This is a genomic window from Sphingobium sp. Z007 (genome assembly GCF_900013425.1).
Taxonomy (GTDB): domain Bacteria; phylum Pseudomonadota; class Alphaproteobacteria; order Sphingomonadales; family Sphingomonadaceae; genus Sphingobium.
Genome location: NZ_FBXK01000005.1, coordinates 661,154 through 682,157, shown reverse-complemented (window position 1 = coordinate 682,157; position 21,004 = coordinate 661,154). Strand labels below are relative to the sequence as shown.

22 protein-coding genes are annotated in these 21,004 nt (G+C 63.8%); 8 read left to right on the top strand and 14 right to left on the bottom strand.

Going from position 1 to position 21,004, the window contains the following annotated elements; all coding sequences use genetic code 11:
• Positions 1-114 precede the first annotated feature (114 nt).
• The 6 genes from CEQ44_RS11235 to CEQ44_RS11210 all read right to left on the bottom strand — a co-directional run bounded on the left by CEQ44_RS11235 (position 115) and on the right by CEQ44_RS11210 (position 4,853).
• A complete protein-coding gene (locus CEQ44_RS11235) occupies positions 115-714 on the bottom strand; it encodes a ribonuclease HII (protein WP_088181822.1) in 600 nt (199 codons plus the stop codon).
• A complete protein-coding gene (gene thiD, locus CEQ44_RS11230) occupies positions 707-1,612 on the bottom strand; it encodes a bifunctional hydroxymethylpyrimidine kinase/phosphomethylpyrimidine kinase (protein WP_088181821.1) in 906 nt (301 codons plus the stop codon). Before thiD ends, CEQ44_RS11235 begins: the two co-directional genes overlap by 8 nt.
• Positions 1,609-1,833, bottom strand: coding sequence for a DUF1272 domain-containing protein (locus CEQ44_RS11225; protein WP_088181820.1), 225 nt, complete (start codon positions 1,831-1,833; stop codon positions 1,609-1,611). The genes thiD and CEQ44_RS11225 overlap by 4 nt, the downstream gene beginning before the upstream one ends.
• On the bottom strand, positions 1,833-3,173 hold the full coding sequence (glmM, locus tag CEQ44_RS11220) for a phosphoglucosamine mutase (protein ID WP_088181871.1): 1,341 nt from the start codon (positions 3,171-3,173) through the stop codon (positions 1,833-1,835). Before glmM ends, CEQ44_RS11225 begins: the two co-directional genes overlap by 1 nt.
• 249 nt (positions 3,174-3,422) lie before the next feature.
• Positions 3,423-3,605 (bottom strand): CsbD family protein, encoded by a 183-nt coding sequence (locus CEQ44_RS11215; RefSeq protein ID WP_088181819.1) that lies wholly within the window; start codon positions 3,603-3,605, stop codon positions 3,423-3,425.
• 90 nt (positions 3,606-3,695) lie between these two features.
• Entirely contained in the window at positions 3,696-4,853 is a 1,158-nt protein-coding gene (locus tag CEQ44_RS11210) for a GNAT family N-acetyltransferase (RefSeq protein WP_088181818.1), read from the bottom strand.
• Between the two features lie 152 nt (positions 4,854-5,005).
• Between CEQ44_RS11210 and CEQ44_RS11205 the strand changes: the two genes are divergently transcribed.
• The gene (locus CEQ44_RS11205; protein ID WP_088181817.1) at positions 5,006-6,073 is read left to right on the top strand and encodes a fatty acid desaturase; all 1,068 of its coding nucleotides are present in this window, start codon (positions 5,006-5,008) and stop codon (positions 6,071-6,073) included.
• 12 nt (positions 6,074-6,085) lie between these two features.
• On the opposite strand, the gene CEQ44_RS11200 is transcribed toward CEQ44_RS11205, so the two are convergent.
• The 5 genes from CEQ44_RS11200 to CEQ44_RS11180 form a co-directional block, all read right to left on the bottom strand.
• Complete coding sequence (locus CEQ44_RS11200; RefSeq protein ID WP_088181816.1) at positions 6,086-6,730, bottom strand: trimeric intracellular cation channel family protein; 645 nt, start codon at positions 6,728-6,730, stop codon at positions 6,086-6,088.
• A gap of 160 nt (positions 6,731-6,890) precedes the next feature.
• On the bottom strand, positions 6,891-8,186 hold the full coding sequence (locus tag CEQ44_RS11195) for a M20/M25/M40 family metallo-hydrolase (RefSeq protein ID WP_088181815.1): 1,296 nt from the start codon (positions 8,184-8,186) through the stop codon (positions 6,891-6,893).
• An 11-nt stretch (positions 8,187-8,197) separates the two neighbouring features.
• Positions 8,198-8,743 (bottom strand): glutathione peroxidase, encoded by a 546-nt coding sequence (locus CEQ44_RS11190; RefSeq protein WP_088181814.1) that lies wholly within the window; start codon positions 8,741-8,743, stop codon positions 8,198-8,200.
• Between the two features lie 38 nt (positions 8,744-8,781).
• Complete coding sequence (locus tag CEQ44_RS11185) at positions 8,782-9,501, bottom strand: VIT family protein (RefSeq protein ID WP_088181813.1); 720 nt, start codon at positions 9,499-9,501, stop codon at positions 8,782-8,784.
• 72 nt (positions 9,502-9,573) lie between these two features.
• Complete coding sequence (locus CEQ44_RS11180; RefSeq protein ID WP_088181812.1) at positions 9,574-11,355, bottom strand: ABC-F family ATP-binding cassette domain-containing protein; 1,782 nt, start codon at positions 11,353-11,355, stop codon at positions 9,574-9,576.
• A gap of 138 nt (positions 11,356-11,493) precedes the next feature.
• Between CEQ44_RS11180 and CEQ44_RS11175 the strand changes: the two genes are divergently transcribed.
• The 4 genes from CEQ44_RS11175 to CEQ44_RS11160 all read left to right on the top strand — a co-directional run bounded on the left by CEQ44_RS11175 (position 11,494) and on the right by CEQ44_RS11160 (position 14,872).
• Entirely contained in the window at positions 11,494-12,225 is a 732-nt protein-coding gene (locus CEQ44_RS11175) for an SIMPL domain-containing protein (RefSeq protein ID WP_088181811.1), read from the top strand.
• 95 nt (positions 12,226-12,320) lie between these two features.
• Positions 12,321-12,671, top strand: coding sequence for a hypothetical protein (locus CEQ44_RS11170; RefSeq protein WP_088181810.1), 351 nt, complete (start codon positions 12,321-12,323; stop codon positions 12,669-12,671).
• 41 nt (positions 12,672-12,712) lie between these two features.
• Positions 12,713-13,378: a response regulator transcription factor gene (locus tag CEQ44_RS11165; RefSeq protein WP_088181809.1), complete on the top strand. Its 666-nt coding sequence runs from the start codon at positions 12,713-12,715 to the stop codon at positions 13,376-13,378.
• A 186-nt stretch (positions 13,379-13,564) separates the two neighbouring features.
• Positions 13,565-14,872, top strand: a complete 1,308-nt coding sequence (locus CEQ44_RS11160) for a HAMP domain-containing sensor histidine kinase (protein WP_088181808.1) — start codon at positions 13,565-13,567, stop codon at positions 14,870-14,872.
• Between the two features lie 97 nt (positions 14,873-14,969).
• Here CEQ44_RS11160 and CEQ44_RS11155 read toward each other — a convergent pair whose 3' ends face one another.
• Positions 14,970-15,230 carry a helix-turn-helix transcriptional regulator gene (locus tag CEQ44_RS11155; RefSeq protein WP_088181807.1) on the bottom strand — a complete coding sequence of 87 codons (261 nt, stop codon included), beginning with the start codon at positions 15,228-15,230 and terminating at the stop codon, positions 14,970-14,972.
• Between the two features lie 144 nt (positions 15,231-15,374).
• Between CEQ44_RS11155 and CEQ44_RS11150 the strand changes: the two genes are divergently transcribed.
• The gene (locus CEQ44_RS11150) at positions 15,375-15,728 is read left to right on the top strand and encodes a YbaN family protein (protein WP_088181806.1); all 354 of its coding nucleotides are present in this window, start codon (positions 15,375-15,377) and stop codon (positions 15,726-15,728) included.
• Positions 15,729-15,830: 102 nt separating this feature from the next.
• Here CEQ44_RS11150 and CEQ44_RS11145 read toward each other — a convergent pair whose 3' ends face one another.
• Complete coding sequence (locus CEQ44_RS11145; RefSeq protein ID WP_088181805.1) at positions 15,831-17,054, bottom strand: polyhydroxyalkanoate depolymerase; 1,224 nt, start codon at positions 17,052-17,054, stop codon at positions 15,831-15,833.
• Between the two features lie 127 nt (positions 17,055-17,181).
• On the opposite strand from CEQ44_RS11145, the gene CEQ44_RS11140 reads away from it, so the two are divergent.
• Together CEQ44_RS11140 and CEQ44_RS11135 are read left to right on the top strand one after the other, a co-directional pair.
• A complete protein-coding gene (locus CEQ44_RS11140; RefSeq protein WP_088181804.1) occupies positions 17,182-17,838 on the top strand; it encodes a glutathione S-transferase in 657 nt (218 codons plus the stop codon).
• Between the two features lie 44 nt (positions 17,839-17,882).
• Positions 17,883-19,529, top strand: coding sequence for a M28 family metallopeptidase (locus CEQ44_RS11135; protein WP_088181870.1), 1,647 nt, complete (start codon positions 17,883-17,885; stop codon positions 19,527-19,529).
• 86 nt (positions 19,530-19,615) lie between these two features.
• Here CEQ44_RS11135 and CEQ44_RS11130 read toward each other — a convergent pair whose 3' ends face one another.
• Positions 19,616-20,965 (bottom strand): glycoside hydrolase family 27 protein, encoded by a 1,350-nt coding sequence (locus CEQ44_RS11130; RefSeq protein WP_088181803.1) that lies wholly within the window; start codon positions 20,963-20,965, stop codon positions 19,616-19,618.
• Between the last annotated feature and the right edge of the window lie 39 nt (positions 20,966-21,004).

The window sequence follows — 21,004 nt, the reverse complement described above, 5'->3', positions numbered from 1 at the left end:
CTGTCAGCTCGCGCTGCGCATGGGAAAGAAAGACCCGTCGCGCTATTTAGGACGAACGCAGGAGATGATGATCCCGCCGCCGTGGCTGATCGGAACGGCCGCGGCGCAACCGGCCTAGAGCAATATCCGCTGCGCTACTGGCGCGAAGCTGCGGCGGTGCAGCGGGGTCGGGCCATGTTCGCGCAGTGCGGCGAGATGCCGGGCGCTACCATAGCCTTTGTTGGTATCCCAACCATAATGGGGATGCTGCGAGGCGGCCTCCACCATCATCCGATCGCGCGTTTCCTTGGCGATGATGGAGGCGGCCGCGATCGACAGGCATTTGGCGTCACCCTCGACGACCGCGGTCGAGGCCCAGCGCCATGTCGGGCAACGATTGCCGTCCACCAGCACGTGCGCGCAATCATGCTCCAGCGCCTCGACCGCGCGGGTCATGGCCAGCATTGTCGCCCACAGAATGTTGATCTGGTCGATCTCCTCCACGCTGGCGATGCCCACGCCCCAGCAGAGCGCACGCGCCTTGATCTCGATTTCCAGCGCAGCGCGGCGCTTGGCGGTCAGCTGCTTGGAGTCGTTGAGGCCGTCGGGGCAATCCTCCGCGCGCAGGATAACGGCGGCGGCGACCACCGGCCCCGCCAGCGGCCCACGACCGGCTTCATCCACACCGGCGACCAAGCCGGGATGATGGATTAGTTCATGGGCGAAATCAGGCATGGTCGGAATAGCGCGCGGCAAAGGCCGCCGCGTCCCAGCCGTCGGCGTCTTGTCCAGCAAGAAGGTGATAAAAGGGCGTCAGGCCCAGCGCATGGCCCATCGGTCCATGCCCCTGCCCCAGCCCCGGTGCCGCCGCAAGGACCGCCGCGACGAACGCTTCCGCCCGATCAACCGCATCGGCCAGAGACAGACCGCCGCCCAGCCCGGCCGCAATAGCGCTCGCAAGGGTGCATCCCGTGCCATGGCTATGACGGGTTTCGATCCGTTCGACGGAATATTCGGCGACTATATCCTCATCGATCAACAGATCGTGGATCAAGGGCCGATCATCCTCCGCCTGCTGCGGCAGATGGCCGCCCTTCGCGATAATGACAGCCCCGCTTCGCACCCGCAACGCCTGCGCCGCATGTTCCAGGCCGTCGAGATCAACAATGGCCATGCCGGTCAGCGACTGCAATTCCGGCACATTGGGTGTGATGACGCTTGCCACCTGCATCAGCCGCTCGAAGGCGGCGATGGTCGCTGTATCCGCCAGCAGTGAACCACTCGTCGCGACCATGACGGGATCGAAGACTATGGGAACGGCCTTTTCTCCGCCCTCTCGCAGGAAGGACGAAGAGAGAAAATCAGCAACCGCATTCGCCGTCTCCGCGCTGCCGATCATGCCGATCTTCACCGCGTCCACGCCGATATCGCTGATGCAACTTTCCATCTGCGCCAGCACCATGGCGGTCGACACCGCATGGACGGCCTGCACGCCCAGCGTGTTCTGCGCCGTGATCGCGGTGATCGCGGTCATGGCGTGGCCGCCCAGCATCGTGACGGTCTTGATGTCCGCCTGGATACCCGCGCCACCCCCGCTGTCGGAACCGGCGATGATGAGGATGCGCGCCGTCATCCCTTGTGCTTGCGTTCCGTCGAAGCGGGGTTGTTCGCCAGTGCCTTGCCCACGCGGCTGGGTCGGTCCATCAGTTCGCCGCCGCAATTGGGGCAGCGATCGTCCAGCGCCTCCGCACAGGTCGCGCAGAAGGTGCACTCGAACGAACAGATGAACGCGCCAGGCTGGTTGGCGGGCAGGTCCGTGCCGCAGCGTTCGCAATCGGGGCGCATCGCAAGCATTACGCCGCCGCCTTCTCGACCGCCGCGCAGATGCGCTCCACCACATCCTTGACCTGATCCTCCCGGTCCCCTTCGGCCATGACCCGGATCACCGGCTCCGTGCCCGACGGGCGGATGACGAGGCGGCCGGAGCCGGTCAATTCCGCCTCCGCCTGGGCAATCACGCGCTTGACATCGTCATGCTCCAGCGGCTTGCCGCCGGCGAAGCGGACATTCTTAAGCAATTGCGGCACGGGATCAAACTGGTGCAGCGTCTCGCTCGCCGGCTTGCCGGAGCGGACCAGCGCGGCCAGCACCTGCAAGGCGGCGACCGTCCCGTCGCCGGTAGTCGCATAGTCGGACAGGATCATGTGGCCGGATTGTTCGCCGCCGACATTGAAGCCGCCCTCGCGCATCCGTTCCAGCACATAGCGGTCGCCGACCTTGGTCCGCTCAAGGCCGATGCCACGGCCGGACAGGAAGCGTTCGAGGCCAAGATTCGACATGACCGTCGCCACCAGTCCGCCGCCGCGCAGCGTGCCTTCACGCGCCCAATTGGCGGCGATCAGCGCCATGATCTGGTCGCCATCGACAAGTCGGCCCTTTTCGTCCACCACGATCAGCCGGTCCGCGTCGCCATCCAGCGCGATGCCGACGTCCGCGCCCGAAGACACGACGGTTTCCTGCAACAACAGGGGTGCGGTCGATCCGCAGCCGTCATTGATGTTCGTTCCGTTGGGCGTCACGCCGACCGCCACGACGGTTGCGCCCAGTTCCCACAGCGCAGACGGCGCGACCTGATAGGCCGCGCCATTGGCGCAATCGACCACGATCTTCAGCCCGTCGAGCCGCAGATCGGCTGGAAAACTGGATTTCACCGCATGGATATAGCGGCCGCGCGCATCCTCCACCCGGCGGGCGCGGCCTATATCCTTGGACGCGGCGAGCGGTATGTCCTGCCCGATCAGCGCCTCGATCTTCAACTCATCCTCGTCCGACAGCTTGTAGCCGTCCGGGCCGAACAATTTGATCCCATTGTCGAAATAGGCATTATGGCTGGCCGAGATCATGACGCCCAGGTCCGCGCGCATCGAATGGGCGAGCAAGGCCACGGCGGGCGTCGGGATCGGCCCGAACTGGACCACGTCCATGCCCACGGCGGTAAAGCCCGCGACCAGCGCATTTTCCACCATATAGCCCGACAGACGCGTATCCTTGCCGATCACCACGCGATGGCGGTGGCTGCCGCGCAGGAAATGGGTGCCGGCCGCCATGCCAACCTTCATCGCCAGGTCCGCTGTCATTGGCCATTGGTTGGTGCGCCCGCGGATGCCGTCGGTGCCGAAATATTGCCTGCTCATACGCTTGTCTTGCACCCATCCGGGCCGCCCGATCAACCCGTCGCGATCGCTAGACCAATCTTTAATCGATTTCCGCAGCGGTGGCGACAAAGTTGCTGGCGGAAAATATCGACACCCTTATCGATCTGCGGGACGATGTGACGGGCGTCATTCTTGAACGGTCCGCGCATATGCGCGCGGCAGGGGCAAAAACGGCAAAAGGCCCCGCTCCATCGGAGCGAGGCCTTTTTTAATAGCGCGACGATCTGATCAGATCTTGTCGCCAAGCGCGCCCTTGACCGAACCGGCGACATCCTGTGCCGTGCCCTTTGTCTTCTGCGCCTTGCCTTCGGCCTCCAGACGCTCATTGTCGGTCGCCTTGCCGACGCCTTCCTTGACTGCGCCTGCGGCCTTGTTCGCTGCCGCCTTCAGCTTGTCGGTTGCTTCACCCATCTCATCACTCCTTTTCAATGTGTTCGACAGGTTCAACGATGCTGCGCAGAAAGGGTTTCCGCCGATACGCAGGCGAAATGAACTATCCTTTCAGAGCGGCTTTTCGTAAATCTGATAGACTTTGTTCACTGTTCCCTGGATCGCCTCCGCAATGGCGTTCATGCCCTGATTGTCGTCCAGCACCCAACCCAGTTCGCCACGGGTCGAACCATAGTCGGCCACCGCCGCCAGCCGAATCGTCTCGATCATCATGAAGGCAAGTTGGCTGGCCATGCGCGAACTTTGCAGGCGCTGCACCACACCCATCAAGGGCACCCGCATGGTGCGCACCTGCGGCTTGCGCAGCCAGCGCAGCAGCTTGATCCAGCCGAATGGGAAAAGAGACCCGTTGAGCGGCTTTGTTGCTTCATTGAGGTCGGGCAGCGTCATCATGAAGGCTACCGGTTCACCGTCCAGTTCGGCGATCATGATGAGGTCTTCGAATACGATCGGCTTCAATTTCTTGCCGGTATGCGCGATTTCCGCATCGGTGATCGGCACGAAGCCCCAATTATTGCCCCAGGCGTCATTGAGGATCGCCAGAATGATCGCGGCCTCCTGATCGAATTTCGATTTATCGACCTTGCGGATGCGGATACGCGGGTTTTTCTCGCCCGACGCGATGATCCGCTGCAGCAGAGGCGGAAAGCGGTTGGTGATGTCCAACTCATAGGTTTTAAGCTGCTTGGCCGGGACATAACTCGCGCCCTCAATCATCGCCTGATAGGCCGGGCTGTTATGCCCCATCATCACCGTAGGCGGATGATCGTGCCCGGCGATCAGCAGGCCCGGCTCTTCCCAGATTGAGAGGGAGATCGGCCCCAGGACACGGGTCATGCCCTTGGCGCGAAGCCAGTCTTCCGCGGTCGTGATCAGGGCAGCGCCGACCGCATCATCCGCTGCCTCGAACAGGCCAAAATTGCCGGTGCCCGGTCCCATTCCCTGTTCGATAGGCTGTTTCAAAGCGAGATGATCGATATGGGCCGAAATGCGGCCAACCACCGTCCCGCCGCGGCGGGCCAGGAAATATTGCGCCTCGGCATGGCCGAAAAAGGGGTTCTTACCCGGCGTCAGCAATTCCTTCATCTCCGCCTTCAACGGCGGCACCCAATGGGGATCATTGGCGTAGAGCCGCCAGGGCAGGTCGATAAAAGCCTTCAAATCGGCCTTGCCGGAAACGGGGGTAATGACCAGATCAGATTGCGCCACTTATGCCGCCTTGGAGTAAATTACGGGATGGACGTGCAGTTCGCCCCTTGTTGAAGGAATGTCAATCAGGCGCGCCGGACGGGGCGACACCATGGTGAATATGTCATGATGCTGCCATGATCTCAGCGCATTTGGAGGCTAGGACCGCTCGCATGACTGTGCATGACCCCATATTGGCCGCCGCCCAGCGCGCGCGCGCCGCGATCCCCGACGATGGCGCAATGCTGCGCGCCGCGGCGGAATTGACGCGCGACTATTCGGTCGCCAACCCGCATATCTACTGGCCCGACCTGCTGGCGTCCGCCCTGATCGGCTGGGGCGCGATGGCCGGCGCGATCCTGGCGCAGAATGGGGCGATCGCGCTCGCCTGCGCATTGATCTCGATGCTGGCGCTCTACCGCGCGTCTAGCTTCATGCATGAACTCACCCATATCCGCAAAGGCGCGCTCCCCGGCTTTCGCCTGGGCTGGAACCTGATCGTCGGCATTCCAATGATGATCCCGTCCTTCATGTATGAGGGCGTCCATACCCAGCATCATGCCCGCACCCGTTATGGCACCGCGGATGACCCGGAATATCTGCCGCTGGCGCTGATGAAGCCTTGGTCGCTGCCGCTCTTTATCCTCGTCGCCTCGCTGGCGCCGATCGGGCTGATCTTGCGTTTCGGCCTGCTGACGCCGCTGTCGCTGCTGATCCCGCAGCTGCGCCGCAAGGTCGTGGCGGAACTGTCGGCCCTGACGATCAATCCGTCCTATCGCCGCCGCGCGCCGGAGGGCGATTTCGCCCGCATGTGGCTATGGCAGGAAGCGGGCGCATGCCTGTTCGCGCTGGCGCTGGTCGGCAGCGTGTTCGCCTTCGGCTGGAAGCCTTTGCTCGTTTATATGGCGATCCATTCGGCGATGACCGTCATCAACCAATTGCGCACCCTGGTCGCGCATCTGTGGGAGAATGAGGGCGATGCGATGACGGTCACGGCGCAATATCTGGATTCGGTCAATGTGCCGCCGCCCGGCACGCTGCCCGCGCTCTGGGCACCGGTGGGTCTGCGCTACCATGCGCTGCACCATCTGCTGCCTAGCGTCCCCTATCATGCGCTGGGCAAGGCGCATGCCCGGTTGATCGCGACGCTGGACGGCGAATCGCCCTATCATCGCGGCAATTATCCGGGGATGTTGCCGCTGGTTGGCAAGATCGCGCGCAGCACGATGGCGACGCGCTGATCGATAGCGCGCCTAGCCGTCCTTATCCCGATAAACCGGCAACCCCAGCCCCCGCCGGATCGCCATCGCCCGCAGCAGGAACCCCAGCAGCGCGGCGATGACGCCCGCGACCGGCACGTCCAGCCCGATCCAGCGCAGCGCCACGAACAGCCCTGACGCAAAGGCCGCCGCCGTGACGTAGAGTTCCGGCCGCAGCAGGATCGACGGCTCGCCCGCCAGCAGATCGCGCATGATGCCGCCGACGCAGCCGGTGACGACGCCCATCATCCCCGCGACGAACGGGGGCACGCCAAAGCTCATCGCCTTGGCCGCGCCGAATACGGCGAAGGCGGCCAGGCCGATGGCATCCAGCCAGTCGAGCGCCCGCTCGCTCCAGAATTTGCGCGGCGTGAACCACACCAGCAACGCCGCGCCCATGCAGGCGATGGCCGGCACCGGATCTACCACCCAGAAGACCGGCGCGTCGATCAGCAGGTCGCGCACCGTGCCGCCCCCCACCCCGGTCACCAGCGCAAAGAACGCGAACGTCACCAGCGTCTGTCGCAACCGCGCCGCCGCCAACGCGCCGGACGCGGCGAAGACGAAGGTGCCCAGGATGCTCAGCGTTTCGAGCACCGGGCCGATCGAATTGGCGAGCAGGGGCGTGGGTGGGAGCATGGGGTTACCTAACCACAAGCGTTCGTCCTGAGTAACCATTGAGCAAAGTCGAAGGGGCGTATCGAAGGACAATCGCGCAAACGCCCCTTCGATACAGGTCTTCGACTTCGCTCAGCCCCTACTCAGGGCGAACGGCATTTGAGGGGACAGACAAGCCCCCTTACTTCCGCCCCTTCTCCACCGCCAGTCGGCTCATAAGGATCGCGGCGCGCTTGGCTTGGCGCTTCATGGTCGACAGGTCGGTCTTTTCCGCGGGGCTGTGATCGCCGCTGGACGCCAGGCCCAGGCCCACCAATCCGTCCGTATCGGCCGCAACGAAGGCGATATCGCCCGCCCCGCGCTTGAGCGGATCGAGCGCGGGCATCGCCGTCAGGCCCAGATCGGCATTGACGCCGTTCAGCTTGGTCAGCAACGCCTTGTTCCCCGCTGTCGGTGCCATCGATGGATAGCCCAGGTCGAACGCAATGCTGGCCGACGTGCCCGTCAAATGTCCCGCATCAACGATCGCCTGCATCTTCGCCTGCACCCGCTTCGTCTGTTCCTCGCTCAGGGTGCGGAAATCGCCCTTGGCCACCGCGATCGGCGGGATGATGTTGGTCTTGCCGGTTACGGCGATCCGCACGCCGTCCTTGTCGACGTCGGCGCTCTGCCCGCCACCGATCAGCCCGACGTTGAAGGTCAGATTGGGTTCGGGCAGTTCCCTGCGAAACGCGACGATGATCCACGCCAGTTCATAGACGGCGCCATCGCCCGCGCTGGCGGAAAAAATGCCCGAACTATGGCCCGACTTGCCGGTCGCGGTCAGGGTCCAGCTATTAGAGGATCGGCGCGCGATCGATCCCATATCCTTGCCGTTTTCCTGGCTCAGCCCCTCAAAATCCAGCGCCACGTCGGCGCGCTTGCCCGCCTGGATGAGGTCGGCGCGTGCGATGCTGATGGGATCGCCCGAATCCTCCTCGTCACCGGTCAGCACCACCTCGATATTCGCGTTTTTCAGCGTTCCCGCCGCCTGCATGGCTTTGAGTGCCAGCAACATCGTGACCACGCCGCCCTTGTCATCGGCAACGCCGGGACCAGCGGCCCAATCGCCATCGCGCTTGAAGGTCTGGAACGGCGAATCCGGCTCGAACACCGTATCCAGATGCCCGATCAGCAGCATCTTCGTGCCGCCCGCCTTGCCCTTATGCACGGCGATCAGATGCCCTGCCCGCTTGGCCGCGTCCATCGGTTTCCACGTCACGGTAAAGCCCAGCGCCTCATATTCGGGGCGCAGCATGTCGGCCACGGCCTTCACGCCGGGGAAATTCATCGACCCGCTATTCTGGTTCACCAGGCGTTCGAGCAGGCCGATGGCCGGCTCATAGCCAGCCTCAACCGTGGCGCCGATCTTCTGCTCAGCCTGGCTGAGCGCCGCATGCGCCACCGGCGCGCCACCCAACAGCAGCGCGCCGACCATCACGGCCCTGATCACTTGGCCAGTTCCGCCTCGATCGCCGCGACCAGCGCCGGGTCATCGGGCGCGGTGGTGGGTGCGAAGCGCGCAGCGACGCTACCGTCCTTGGCGATCAGGAACTTTTCGAAATTCCACAGCACTTCCGGCGCCGGATTGGGGGTCATGCCATAGCCTTTGAGCTTCTCACGGAAGGCGTCGCCCTCGCCCTGCGCTTCCGGCTGCGCGCTGGTCAGCGCGGCGTAGAGCGGATGCTTGTCCGGGCCGGTGACGACGATCTTTTCGAACATCGGAAAGTCGACACCGAAGTTGGTGGTGCAGAAGGTCGCGATCTCGTCATTGCTGCCCGGCTCCTGCGCACCGAAATCATTGGCGGGGAAGCCCGCGACAACCAAGCCTTTGTCCTTATAATCGGCATAGAGCTTTTCTAGCCCCTCATATTGGGGGGTCAGGCCGCATTTGGACGCGACATTGACCGCCAGCACCACCTTGCCCGCATAGTCGGCCAGGCTGGCGTCGTCGCCCTTGATGGTCTTGAGCGCAATCTGCTGAATATCGGTCATATATCGTCTCCTTGGATGCAATTACCGCGAACCTGCCACTATATCGCCGCGCCGAACAGATGCCCCGCAGCGGCGGTGACCGCCATCGCCAGCGCCCCCCAGAATAGAGTGCGCAAAATGGACCGCAGCGGCCGTGCCCCGCCCAGCCAGGCCCCGACATAGCCCAGCAGGACAAGGCACAGCAAAGACAGCCCGACGATCGCGACGATCGCGCTGCTCGCAGGCGCCACCGCGGCGATCAGCACCGGTGGCGCGGCGCCCACCGCAAAGCTGGCGGCGGACGCCAGCGCGGCCTGCACCGGCCGCGCCGTCGCCAGATCGGATATGCCCAGTTCGTCGCGGGCATGGGCGCCCAGCGCATCGGCCGCCATCAATTGCCGCGCCACCTGCCCCGCCAGATCGACGGTCAACCCGCGCTGGACATAGATGTCGCGCAACTCGGCCCATTCCGCCTGTGGCTGGGTCGCGATCGCCTTGCGTTCCTTGGCCAGGTCGGCATGTTCGGTGTCCGATTGCGCGCTGACCGACACATATTCCCCCGCCGCCATCGACATGGCGCCCGCCACCAGCGCGGCGATACCGGTCAGCAATATGGTCTGGCTCGAAGCGCCGGACGCGGCGATGCCGGTCAGCAGGCTGGCGGTCGACACGATCCCGTCATTGGCCCCCAACACCGTGGCGCGCAACCAGCCGACGCGGTTCACATAATGGACCGCATGGTGCGGCTGGTCGATTATGGTGTCGGTCTGCGAGTCCATCGATCAACCCCTTGTTTGGCCCCTATCCTGGCATTCATGCACCCTTGGCCTGTCGAAAGACAGGCGGGGCTGTCACCCCGCCAGCCCTTCGGCCTTTTCCGCCAGTTCCAGCCAGCGCATCTCGGCCGCGTCCTTGTCGCCGCGCGCCTTTTCGATCGCCACGGTCAGCCGGTCGAACGTCTTGCGGTCGCGCGCATAAAGCGCGGGATCGGCCAGCGCCGCCTCGTCCCGCGCAATCGCCGCTTCCAATTCCTCGACGCGTTTGGGCAGCAGTTCCAGGTCGCGCTGGTCCTTATAGGTCAGCTTGGCCGATGCCGGCTTGGGCGGCGGCGGGGCAGCCACGGCCTTCTTCTCCGCCTTCGCCGCCTTGCGCGGATCGCGCTTGGCGATCCAGTCGGCATAGCCGCCCACGATCACGTCGATCACCCCGGTTCCGTCCAGTCCCAGCGTGACGGTAACGGTGCGGTCCAGGAAATCCCGGTCATGGCTGACAATCAGGACGGTGCCATCATAATCTGCGATCACTTCCTGCAGCAGGTCGAGCGTTTCCAGATCCAGATCGTTGGTCGGTTCATCCAGGACCAGCAGATTGGATTCGCGAGCAAATTCCCGCGCGAACAGCAGCCGCGAGCGCTCGCCGCCCGACAGCGTGGCGACCTTCGCCTCCGCCAGGCTCGGATCGAACAGAAAATCCTTCAGATAGCCGTGAATATGCTTGCGCACCCCGCGCACGTCGATCCAGTCGCCGCCCTCGGCCAGCACATCGCGCACGGTCTTGTCGCCCTGCATCAGGCTGCGCTGCTGGTCGATGAAGATCATGTCCAGCGTCTTGGCCTGCGTCACGCTGCCGCTGTCAGGCTGCAACTCGCCGGTCAGCAGCTTGAGCAACGTAGTCTTGCCCGCGCCATTGCCGCCGACGATGCCGATCCGGTCGCCACGCTGGATGCGGAGCGACAGATTATCGACGATGATGCGGTCGCCAAACATCTTGGTCGCATGTTCGACCTTGATGACGCTCTTGGTCTTGCTGTCGTCGCTCGCCACCGCGATCTTCGCCACGCCCTGCGGCCCGTTCATCGCCGCGCGCGTTTCGCGCATCTCCCACAGCTTGGCCAGCCGCCCCTGGTTGCGCTTTCGCCGCGCGGTGACGCCGCGCTCCAGCCAATGCGCCTCGATCTTCAGCTTCGCGTCCAGCTTTTCGGCGGCCCGCGCCTCTTCGGCATAGACCGCTTCCATCCACTGTTCGAAGCCGCCAAAGCCGACTTCGTTGCGGCGCATTTGCCCCCGGTCGAGCCAGAGCGTCTGGCGCGTCAGCCGCGTCAGGAAGGCGCGGTCATGGCTGATGACGATGAACGCGCCATTGTAGCGCGCCATCCAGTTTTCGATCCAGTCGATCGCCGCGATGTCCAGATGGTTGGTCGGTTCGTCCAGCAGCAGCAGGTCCGGCTCGCTCGCCAGCGCGCGGGCGATGGCGGCGCGGCGGCGCTCGCCCCCGCTGGCGGTCCTGGCTTCACGGCTCAGATCGATGCCCAGTTGGTCGGCAATCGATTCCACTTCATGGGGCGCCGGCGCATATTCGCCCGCCAGTGCGAAATCATGCAACGTCTTGAACGGTGTGACGTCCGGGTCCTGCTCCAGCGTGATGACCCGCGCGCCCGGCTGCACCGATCGCACACCCTCGTCCGCCTCGATCTGCCCGCCCAGCAATTTGAGCAACGTCGTCTTGCCAACGCCGTTCCGGCCGATCAGCGCCAACCTGTCCTTCGCGCCGACCGCGATGTTGAGGCCGCGAAACAACCAGTGAGAGCCCTGCGAGAGGCCGAGATTTTCGAACGAGAGAATAGGAGCTGCCATTTGCACGCAGCTAAGGGTTCATGCGCGTGGGAGCAAGAGCGGAACCGGAAAGCTGTCGGACGGCTTTCAACGTGCGACAGCGTCCATTCATCGCGCCCCGGCCAAAAAGGGGCGCATATTTGCAGAGGAGAAATATCCATGAAATCCGCTCTCGCCCTGATGGCGCTCGGCGTTGCCGCCTTTCCCGTGGCGGCGCTTGCCCAGACCAGCGTCACCATCGCTGAGACGGCGCCGGTGGTCACGCTGAACGTCACTGAAAGCGTCGAGGCCGCCCCGAACGTGGCGACCGTCGGCACCGGCGTTCAAACCCGCGCGCTGACTGCGCAAGCCGCCATGCAGGACAATGCCGCCAAGACCGAAAAGCTGATCGCCGCACTTGCCAAGGCCGGCATCGCCAAGAAGGATATCCAGACCAGCGGCATCAACCTGTCCGCCCAATATGATTACAGCAATCAGGACGGAAAGCCCGAAGGCCCGCGCTTCATCGGCTATGAAGCGTCCAACCAGCTGACCGTGAAGCTGCGCGACATCAAGAAGGTCGGCACCTCGCTCGACGCTATGGTTGCGGCCGGTGCCACCAACATCAACGGCCCGACCTTCTCGATCGAAGACCCCTCGCCGCTGATCCAGCAGGCCCGCGGCACCGCGCTCAAGAGCGCCAAGACGCAGGCCGATTTCTACGCCCAGGCCGCCGGCTTCCGCACCGCGCGCCTGGTCTCGATCAGCGAAAGCAACAGTGGTGGCCAGCCGCCCATGCCGATGATGCAGAGCGCCCGCTTCAAGGCGGATGCGGCACCCTCGATCCCGGTCGAACCCGGTCAGGTCAGCGCCTCGGTCACGCTGACGGTCCAGTACGCGCTGGACAAATAAGGCACGTCACGAAACGTGATCTTGGCGAAAAAGGCGGCGGTGCTTGAGCATCGCCGCCTTTTCTGTTCATCTGCGCGCCATTCACCACCTGTTCAATGCCTCGCGCCTATGCCATGCCCATGAACATGAAGAGGAACAGCCTGCCCCGTTCTCTGACCGCTGCGGTCACTGCCGCGCTTGCCATGGCCGTGGCCATCCCGGCCGCCGACGCCGGCAATCGCCGCGACGAACAGGATGCCGCCCGCCGGGCGATGCTAGACGGCCAGGTCATGCCCTTCGCCATGATAAAGCGCAGGGTCGATGCCACCATGGGCGGCGCAACCTATGTCGGCAGCGAATTCAACCCCTCCTCCAACAGATACCGCCTGAAATATGTGAAGGATGGGAAGGTCATGTGGGTTGATGCCGATGGCCGGACGGGCGATATCATCGGCATGGCGCGCTAACGCCCGCCATTGCCGCAATTCATAACAGAAAAGGGCCTTTCATGCGTCTGCTGATCGTCGAGGATGAACCGAATCTGGGCCAGCAGCTCAGGAACACGCTGGAAGGCGCGGGCTATGCCGTGGACCTTGCTACCGATGGCGAGGATGGTCATTTCCTCGGCGCGACCGAAAGCTATGACGCGGTCGTGCTCGACCTTGGCCTGCCCACCATTGATGGGCTGACCGTACTGGACCGCTGGCGCAAGGAAGGCCGCGCCTTCCCGGTGCTTGTGTTGACCGCGCGTGATAGCTGGTCGGACAAGGTCGCCGGATTGGACGCGGGCGCCGATGATTATCTCGCCAAGCCTTTCCAGAGCGAAGAACTGATCGCCCGCCTACGCGCGCTCATCCGCCGCGCGTCCGGCAACGCGTCGAGCGAACTGACCGCCGGTCCTGTGCGCCTCGACACCCGATCGGGCAAGGTGACGCTGGCCGGCGACCCCGTTAAACTCACCGCGCAGGAATATAAATTGCTGAGCTACCTGCTCCATCACAAGGGCAAAGTGGTCAGCCGCACCGAGTTGATCGAACATATCTACGATCAGGATTTCGACCGCGATTCTAACACGATCGAGGTCTTCGTGACGCGCATCCGCAAGAAGCTGGGCGCAGACGTCATCACCACCATCCGCGGTCTTGGCTACAGCCTGGACGAGCCGGGGCGGTAATCGCATTTATATGTCCCCCGTTCGCCCTGAGCGAAGTCGAAGGGCGGGGCTGAGCGAAGGCGAAGCCACTTCGCCTTCGCTCAGTGATGGGCTTCGACTTCGCTCAGCCCGAACGGGAATGGGGGAAACATGACCGACCCCGCATCCCCGCCCCCCGTCCGCTCCACCGGCTCCATCAGCCGACGGATGATCGGCATCGCCGCGCTGTGGATCAGCGTGCTGCTGCTGGGCGGCGGCGTGGCGCTGGACCGGGTGTTGAGCGACGCGATCACGCGCAATTTCGACGACGGCATGAACTATGTGCTGACCGCCATGATCGCGGCGTCGGAAATCGGCCCGGACGGGGAGGTGTTGTTCAACCGCGAACTGGCCGACCAGCGCTTCCTCGAACCCAATAGCGGCCTCTATTATCAGGTCAGCGCCAAGGGGCATGAGGACTGGCGCTCCCGCTCACTCTGGGATCGCGCGCTCAAGGTGCCGGCGGAACATCATGACCGCCACCTCCACACCTATGACAGCAAGCAATTTCCCGGCGAGGATCTGCGCGTCATGGAGCGCACCGTCGTCCTGCCCGGCTCCAATACGCGATGGCTCTTCATGGTCGGCCAGGCACGCGACGGACTGGACGCGCAGATCAAGACGCTGCGTTCCACTTTGTTCAAGAGCTTTGCGCTGCTGGCGCTTGGCCTCTTCGTGCTGGCGACGCTCCAGACCATCTACGGCCTGCGTCCCCTACGCAAGGTGCGGTTGGAGATCATACGGATGCGTGACGGGCACAAGAACCGCGTCACCGAACCCATGCCCATTGAAGTCCTGCCCATGGTCGAGGAACTCAACGCCCTGCTCGCCCACAATGAACGGCAGGCGGAAGAAGCGCGCACTCATGCGGGTAATCTTGCCCATGCGCTTAAAACGCCGCTGACGGTCATTATGAACGCCGCGACGGCCAAGGCGCCGGACCTGGGCGATGCGGTGATCCGGGAAGCGACGACGATGCGGCGTCAGGTCGACCATCACCTTGCCCGCGCCCGCGCCGTCGGCCGGCGCGGCGCGGCGCAGAGCCGGGCGGAGGTCTGGGCCAGCCTGACCGCCGTGGAGCGCGCGGTCCAGCGGCTCTATCCCGACGCCCGCGTCGATATGGATGGCGACCGGCAAGCCGCGGTCCGGGTCGAGCGGCAGGATCTGGACGAAATGCTCGGCAACCTGATCGAAAACGCCGCTAAATATGGGGGGGGCAGCGTCTTCGCCACCGTGGTCGCACGCGCGGGCGGCGTGGTGGAGATTTTGGTCGAGGATGACGGCATGGGCATCCCGGAGGCCGACCGCGTGCGTATCTTCGACCGCGGCGTACGACTGGACTCCGGCAAACCCGGCACGGGCCTTGGCCTCGCGATCGTGCGCGACGTCGCGGAAATCTATGGCGGCACCGTCGCGTTGGAAGAGAGCGAGGATCTGGGCGGCCTGCTGGTCCGGTTACGGCTGCCGGCGGCTTGATGGCGGAACCTATGGACAACGCCATTCCGGCGAGACAGCCGGCTTTTGCCGTAACTCAACCGTGATAAACCATTATCCGATGGTCGGAATGGCTCATCTATGACGGATCGGTTGGCAGACTGCGCAATGTGGCGGCGACCTGTGCTTCCGCCGCAGTCGCGTCGGCGATGAGCAAGCGTAGCGCTGTTGCGGTATCTTCCAAAAGTCTCGCACTGACAGGCCGCTCGCCATTGATGAAGCGGCGGATGGCGCGTTCGTCTATGCCAAGGCGCCGCGAAAAAGCGGTGACGCCACCAAATAACTGAACGCAATAGGCAAAATGCTCACCACATTCGTCCGTCGAAAATGATGCGGACATTGTTCCCCCTTTTGGTCGTTATAGGTCCCCATAGGTCAGCCCGGCTTAATTGGCTATACCGGACCGTGCTCCCTTGCCATCCCGTTCCGCAGCTGCGAAGCAATAGCATAGGCCGTGCCGTCTTACCGCCTGAACAGGAGCATAATGCGGCGACATCTTTATCTCATCGCAGGATGTCTCTCGGTCGGCCTCGGCACGATCGGTGCCTTCCTGCCGCTGCTGCCGACGATCCCCTTCATGATCCTCGCCGCCTTCTGCTTCACCCGCTCCAGTCCGCGTCTCGAAGCCAAGCTGCTCGATCACAAGCATTTCGGACCGCACATCCGCCGTTGGCGGGAACGGGGCGCAATCAGCCGCCGGGGCAAGAAGGCGGCGCTGGCCTCTTTCGCCTTCAGCATCGTCCTGGCGCTGATCTTTTCCCCCTTCCCCTGGTTCCTCATCCCGATCGCGGCCGCGCTGGTTGGCGGGAGTTGGATCTGGACCCGGCCGGAAGGTTGAAGGGATGGTGATGCCTGTGGGTCAGGTGTCGAAGCATCGCCCTGCACGCGACATCATCGCCATCCGGTCCTTATCCTGTCGGACTATCCCGGCGGCCTGCTGTCAATTCATCGCCAGGATCACGTTCCGCACCTGCGGATAGACCTGCTTTTCCCATTTGCTGCCCGAAAATACGCCATAATGGCCGACGCCGGGCTGGAGATGGTGGCGCTTCAAATGCGGGCGCAGTCCGGTGCACAGGCCATGGGCGGCGGATGTCTGGCCCACCGCGCAGACGTCATCCTTTTCGCCCTCGACCGTCAGCAGCGCGGTATGGCGGATCGCGCCGGGATTGACGGGCCGCCCATGCACCGTCAGTTCGCCCTTGGCCAGCAACGTGCGCTGGAACACCTGGTCGACCGTTTCCAGATAGAATTCCTTGGTCAGGTCCAGGACGGCGAAATATTCCTCGTAGAAATGCTTGATCTTGTCCGCCTCGATCGTCTTGCCGTCGGCCAGAAGCTGGTACAATTCGCGATGCTGCGATCCGTGCCGCTCCATGTTCATCGCCATGAAGGCCGACAATTGAAGGAAACCCGGATAGACCTCCCGCCCACGCCCGGCATAGCGGAACGGCACCACGGATATCAGATTTTCCTCGAACCATTCGATCGGCTTTTCATTGGCCAGGTCGTTGACCACGGTCGGCGCGGCATTGGGGTCGATCGGCCCGCCCATCAGCGTCATAGATCGCGGCGTCGCCTTGTCCTTGTCCTCCGACATCAGCGCCACGGCGGCCAGCGCGGGCACGCAGGGCTGGCATACCGACACCATATGCGCGCCGGGGCCAATTTGCTGAAAGAAGCGGATCACATAATCGACATAGTCATCAAAACCGAAGCGCCCGGCCTCCAACGGCACGTCGCGCGCATTTTTCCAGTCGGTGATATAGACGTCATGATCGCGCAGCAATGTTGCGACCGTGCTGCGCAGCAAGGTGGAAAAATGGCCCGACATCGGCGCGACGACCAGCACTTTGGGCTGCGCCACCTCCACATCGTCCTTCACGAAATGCAGAAGGTCGCCGAACGGCAGGTCGAGCGTGACTTCCTCGCGCACCGCCACTTCGGCGTTGCCACAGGTAACCGTCACTATGTCATAGGCCGGGCGCTTGTGCGTCAGCTTCGCGCCCTGAAACACGTCCATCAACGCGAACATGCGCCGCGGCATCGCCCAGTCGGCCATCGGTCCCATCTTGTCACGCATGCCAAGGGCGATCTGTGCCCCGAAACGTGCTGGCGCCAGCATGTCGTTCCAGGCCTGATAACCACTGTAAAGCATGCGCATGGTGAGGGTGTAGCCTTGTCCTGTGTCAGCGGACCGAATCGGTCTTATGATGAAACGCTATACATGCTTTTTATGTTGCGCCGCATCATCATAAATGTGAGGCTGACGCCAAGCAGGAGGGTATGCCATGGCAATCGCGGAACTCACTCTTTCCAGCAAGAACTACTCCTCTTGGTCGCTGCGCGGCTGGCTGTTGTGCCGAATCGCCAGATTGCAGGTGGTGGAAAAGACCATTGCACTCGACGACCCCGAAAACCGCGCCGAACTGCTGCTTCTGTCCCCGTCCGTGCTGGTGCCGCGCCTGACGCATGAAGGGGCAAGCGTCTGGGACACGCTGGCGATCGCGGAATATCTGCACGAACTTTATCCCGATGTCGGCATGTATCCCGCGGACCGCATCGCCCGCGCCCATTGCCGATCGGTGTCGGGCGAAATCCATTCGGGCTTCGCTAATCTGCGTTCCGCCCTGCCGATGAACCTCAAGGTCCGCCACGCGCGCTTCCCCATCTTTTCCGGCGCAAAGCCCGATATAGAGCGGATCGAAACGATCTGGGCGGAATGTCTGGACAGCTATGGCGGCCCCTGGCTGTTCGGCGACACGCCGACCGTCGCCGATGCGATGTTCGCGCCGGTGGCCGAACGGTTCCTCACCTATGCCGTGCCCGTCACCGCCCAATCGGCCGCCTATTGCCAGACGATCAACGGCTGGCCGCTGATGCGCGAATGGATCGATGAAGCCCGAGTCGAGCCTGACGAACTGGAAGAACTCGATATCGAGTTCTGAACGCCCTTTCGCCCATCGCCGCAGCGGTTTAGACCGACGGCATGATGACACGCATCCTTGCCCTGGCCCTCGGCCTGACCGTCGCCCTCCCCCTCCAAGCCCAGACCGACCCCAAGCAATTGGAACAATCGGTCCGCACGCTGGCCTCCGACCTGTTTCAGGGACGCGCGCCTGGCACCGTGGGGGAAGAACGGACGATCGGCTATATCGTCGCTCGCTTCGAACAGCTTGGGCTGGAACCGGGCGGCCCCGATGGCCAGTGGGTGCAGACAGTGCCGTTGCTCCACACCCGCCTCGGCCAGGCGGAAGGCCTGTCGATCGCACAGAACGGGGCCGCCAGCCCCTGGACCTTCGGCAGCCAAGTCTATCTGTCCACCCTCCAGCCCAAGGACAAGGTGACCGTCGCCAACGCGCCGCTGGTGTTCGTGGGCTATGGCGTCTCCGCGCCCGAACGCGGCTGGGACGATTTCAAGGGCGTCGACCTGAAAGGCAAGATCGCCGTCTTCCTCATCAACGACCCGGATTTCGAAGCGGCCAAGGGCGAAGATTCGTTCGGCAAATTTGGCGGCAAGACCATGACCTATTATGGCCGCTGGACCTATAAGTTCGAGGAAGCTGCCCGCCACGGCGCGATCGGCGCGCTGATCGTCCACGACACGCCGGGCGCGGGCTATGGCTGGAACGTCGTCACCAGCCCGGCCGGCGAAAATTACGATCTGGTCCGCGCGCCCGACAAACTGACCAGCCTTCAGGTGCAGGGCTGGGTCGAGGGTGATGCCGCGAGCAAGCTGTTCGCCGGCGCGGGGCTCGATTTCGCCGCGCTGCGCAAACAGGCGCGATCGGCCAGGTTCAAGCCCGTCGACCTTAAGGGCGCGACCTTCTCCGCCGCCTTCCCGGTTACGCAGGAAGTGGTGCAGAGCGCCAACGTCCTCGCCCGCATCCCCGGCGCCAAACGCCCGGACGAAACCCTGATGTATGGCGCGCACTGGGACGCTTATGGCAAAGGCGCGCCCGATGCGCAGGGCCGCATTTACCGCGCCGGCGCCAATGACGATGCGCTCGGCATGGCCGGCCTGTTCGAAATCGCCCGCGCCTTCAAGGCCGCGCCCGCCCCCGACCGCTCGATCGTCTTTGCCGCCTGGACGGCGGAGGAGCGCGGGCTGCTGGGGTCCGAACATTATGCCCAGAACCCGGTCTATGCGATCGACAAGACCGTCGCCAACCTCACGATCGACGTGCTCCAGACCGCGGGCAAGGCGAAGGACGTGATCCTGATCGGCAAGGGCCAAAATGGCCTGGAGGATGATCTGGCGACGTTCGCGGCAAAGCAGGGCCGCATCATCACGCAGGAAAGCCTCCCCGAACGCGGGCTCTTCTACCGCGCCGACCATTTCTCCATGGCCAAGCGCGGCGTGCCCGTCCTGCTGATGATGGGCTTGGCGGGCGCATCCGACCTGATCGAGGGCGGTCGCCCCGCAGGCCAGGCGTGGATCGATGCCTATACCGGCACATGCTATCATCAAGCCTGCGACGCCTGGGGGCCGGACTGGCAACTGGACGGCGCGGCGCAGGATATCGACCTGATGCTCGACATCGGTCGCGACCTGGCGAACACGACCCGCTGGCCGGAATGGAAAGCCGGATCGGAGTTCAAGGCCATCCGCGACAAAAGCGCCGCGTCGCGCAAGTAAAGCAACCTCCGTTTGTTTCGAGCTTAGTCGAAAAACGCTGGCGCAGCGCTATCCGCTTCTCGAGTGCGCTCGAAGCGAACGGGCTTTTAGCTCAGTCTATAGAGCGCAGCGCCATGCGGCGGCAGCATCGCGGCAATCCGCGCCGCCTGCTGCCCCAGCGCCCTGCCCGCCCACAGGTCGCGCACCGCAACCGGCCCGCTGATCCCCAGATCGCGCAGCCTGATCCCGACCTCACGCGGCTTGTCGCCGGTGTTGAACAGCGCGACATAGCGATCCTTGCCGCCCTGGGCGACTGCGGACCAGACGCGCACGCCATCCTCCACGAAATGCGGGCAGTTGCCCTGGCTCGCCTGATTGACCGCCAGCACCTCGCGATTGGTCAGCAGTGCCAGCGTCGGCGCATCCAGATGTCGCAAGTCGCCTCCCATGATGAGCGGCGACCGCGCAATCGCCCACAGCGTCATCAGCGTCTTCTGCTCGTCGGGGGTGAAGCGCGTATCCCGCTCCCCCAGCGCCAACCGCCCAAGCGGCAGCATGTCGGCGTCGGGCCATGATCCCGGCCCGCGATAGGGCGTCCAATTTTCCAACCGGGTGAACTGCGCCTCCAGCATCGCCCAATCGTCCCAGAAATCGTCGGAGATACGCCACATCTGTGCATATTTGCGGACATGATCGCCGCGGATCACCGGCGTCTCGCCCGGCGACAGGCTCAGCATGATCGGCCGCCCCGTCGCCATAATCGCCTTGTGCGCCGCCTCGATCTCCGGCGCATGGGCGTCATAGGGCCGACTCATATCGTCCATCTTGACGAAATCCACGCCCCAGTCGGCATAGAGGCGGAAGATGCTGTCATAATAGGCCTGCGCGCCCGGTCGTGTCATGTCGACGCCATACATATCCGGATTCCACGAACAGATGCTCGCCATATCGGCCACATCTTTCGCGTGATATTGCGTGCCCAGGATCGGCAGGTTCGCCTCAACTGCCGCCCGCGGGATACCGCGCATCACATGGATACCGAACTTTAGGCCAAGCGCATGCACCGCCTTGGCGAGCGGCGCGAAGCCGCTGCCACCCACGCTCGACGGAAACCGATTGGGTGCCGGGATCATCCGGCCATAAGCATCCATGGCCGGCTTGGGCCTGGCATTATAGGTATAGCTCGACGCCTCTGGTTCATACCATTGGATATCGACGGTGAGGATGTCGTAGCCGAACGGCAGCAGCTTTTCCGCCATGATCGCAGCGGTCGCGCGCGCCTGTGCCTCGGTGATGGTCGTGGCGAAACTGTTCCAGCTATTCCATCCCATCGGCGGCCGCGGCGCCGGCACGGCCTTGCCCGGCTCGGCCGCACCCGCTGCCCGCGCGACGCTTACAGCCGCCATCCCCGCCACGCCGGCGACGAACAGATCGCGGCGGCTCGTTTCCAATGTCATCCTCTTCATTTGTCGGAGTTAATAGAAAGGCCGCGGCAA

Coding starts and splice junctions, on each gene's coding strand:
- CEQ44_RS11180 (WP_088181812.1), bottom strand. CDS start 11,355: ATGGCAGCTCCTATTCTCTCGTTCGAAAATCTCGGCCTCTCGCAGGGC.
- CEQ44_RS11155 (WP_088181807.1), bottom strand. CDS start 15,230: ATGTCCGCATCATTTTCGACGGACGAATGTGGTGAGCATTTTGCCTAT.
- glmM (WP_088181871.1), bottom strand. CDS start 3,173: ATGAGCAGGCAATATTTCGGCACCGACGGCATCCGCGGGCGCACCAAC.
- CEQ44_RS11200 (WP_088181816.1), bottom strand. CDS start 6,730: ATGCTCCCACCCACGCCCCTGCTCGCCAATTCGATCGGCCCGGTGCTC.
- CEQ44_RS11235 (WP_088181822.1), bottom strand. CDS start 714: ATGCCTGATTTCGCCCATGAACTAATCCATCATCCCGGCTTGGTCGCC.
- CEQ44_RS11215 (WP_088181819.1), bottom strand. CDS start 3,605: ATGGGTGAAGCAACCGACAAGCTGAAGGCGGCAGCGAACAAGGCCGCA.
- CEQ44_RS11185 (WP_088181813.1), bottom strand. CDS start 9,501: ATGGACTCGCAGACCGACACCATAATCGACCAGCCGCACCATGCGGTC.
- CEQ44_RS11195 (WP_088181815.1), bottom strand. CDS start 8,186: ATGGTCGGCGCGCTGCTGTTGGGTGGCGCGCCGGTGGCGCATGCGGCG.
- CEQ44_RS11190 (WP_088181814.1), bottom strand. CDS start 8,743: ATGACCGATATTCAGCAGATTGCGCTCAAGACCATCAAGGGCGACGAC.
- CEQ44_RS11165 (WP_088181809.1), top strand. CDS start 12,713: ATGCGTCTGCTGATCGTCGAGGATGAACCGAATCTGGGCCAGCAGCTC.
- CEQ44_RS11225 (WP_088181820.1), bottom strand. CDS start 1,833: ATGCTTGCGATGCGCCCCGATTGCGAACGCTGCGGCACGGACCTGCCC.
- CEQ44_RS11170 (WP_088181810.1), top strand. CDS start 12,321: ATGCCTCGCGCCTATGCCATGCCCATGAACATGAAGAGGAACAGCCTG.
- CEQ44_RS11140 (WP_088181804.1), top strand. CDS start 17,182: ATGGCAATCGCGGAACTCACTCTTTCCAGCAAGAACTACTCCTCTTGG.
- CEQ44_RS11205 (WP_088181817.1), top strand. CDS start 5,006: ATGACTGTGCATGACCCCATATTGGCCGCCGCCCAGCGCGCGCGCGCC.
- CEQ44_RS11160 (WP_088181808.1), top strand. CDS start 13,565: ATGATCGGCATCGCCGCGCTGTGGATCAGCGTGCTGCTGCTGGGCGGC.
- CEQ44_RS11175 (WP_088181811.1), top strand. CDS start 11,494: ATGAAATCCGCTCTCGCCCTGATGGCGCTCGGCGTTGCCGCCTTTCCC.
- CEQ44_RS11145 (WP_088181805.1), bottom strand. CDS start 17,054: ATGCGCATGCTTTACAGTGGTTATCAGGCCTGGAACGACATGCTGGCG.
- CEQ44_RS11130 (WP_088181803.1), bottom strand. CDS start 20,965: ATGACATTGGAAACGAGCCGCCGCGATCTGTTCGTCGCCGGCGTGGCG.
- CEQ44_RS11150 (WP_088181806.1), top strand. CDS start 15,375: ATGCGGCGACATCTTTATCTCATCGCAGGATGTCTCTCGGTCGGCCTC.
- thiD (WP_088181821.1), bottom strand. CDS start 1,612: ATGACGGCGCGCATCCTCATCATCGCCGGTTCCGACAGCGGGGGTGGC.
- CEQ44_RS11135 (WP_088181870.1), top strand. CDS start 17,883: ATGACACGCATCCTTGCCCTGGCCCTCGGCCTGACCGTCGCCCTCCCC.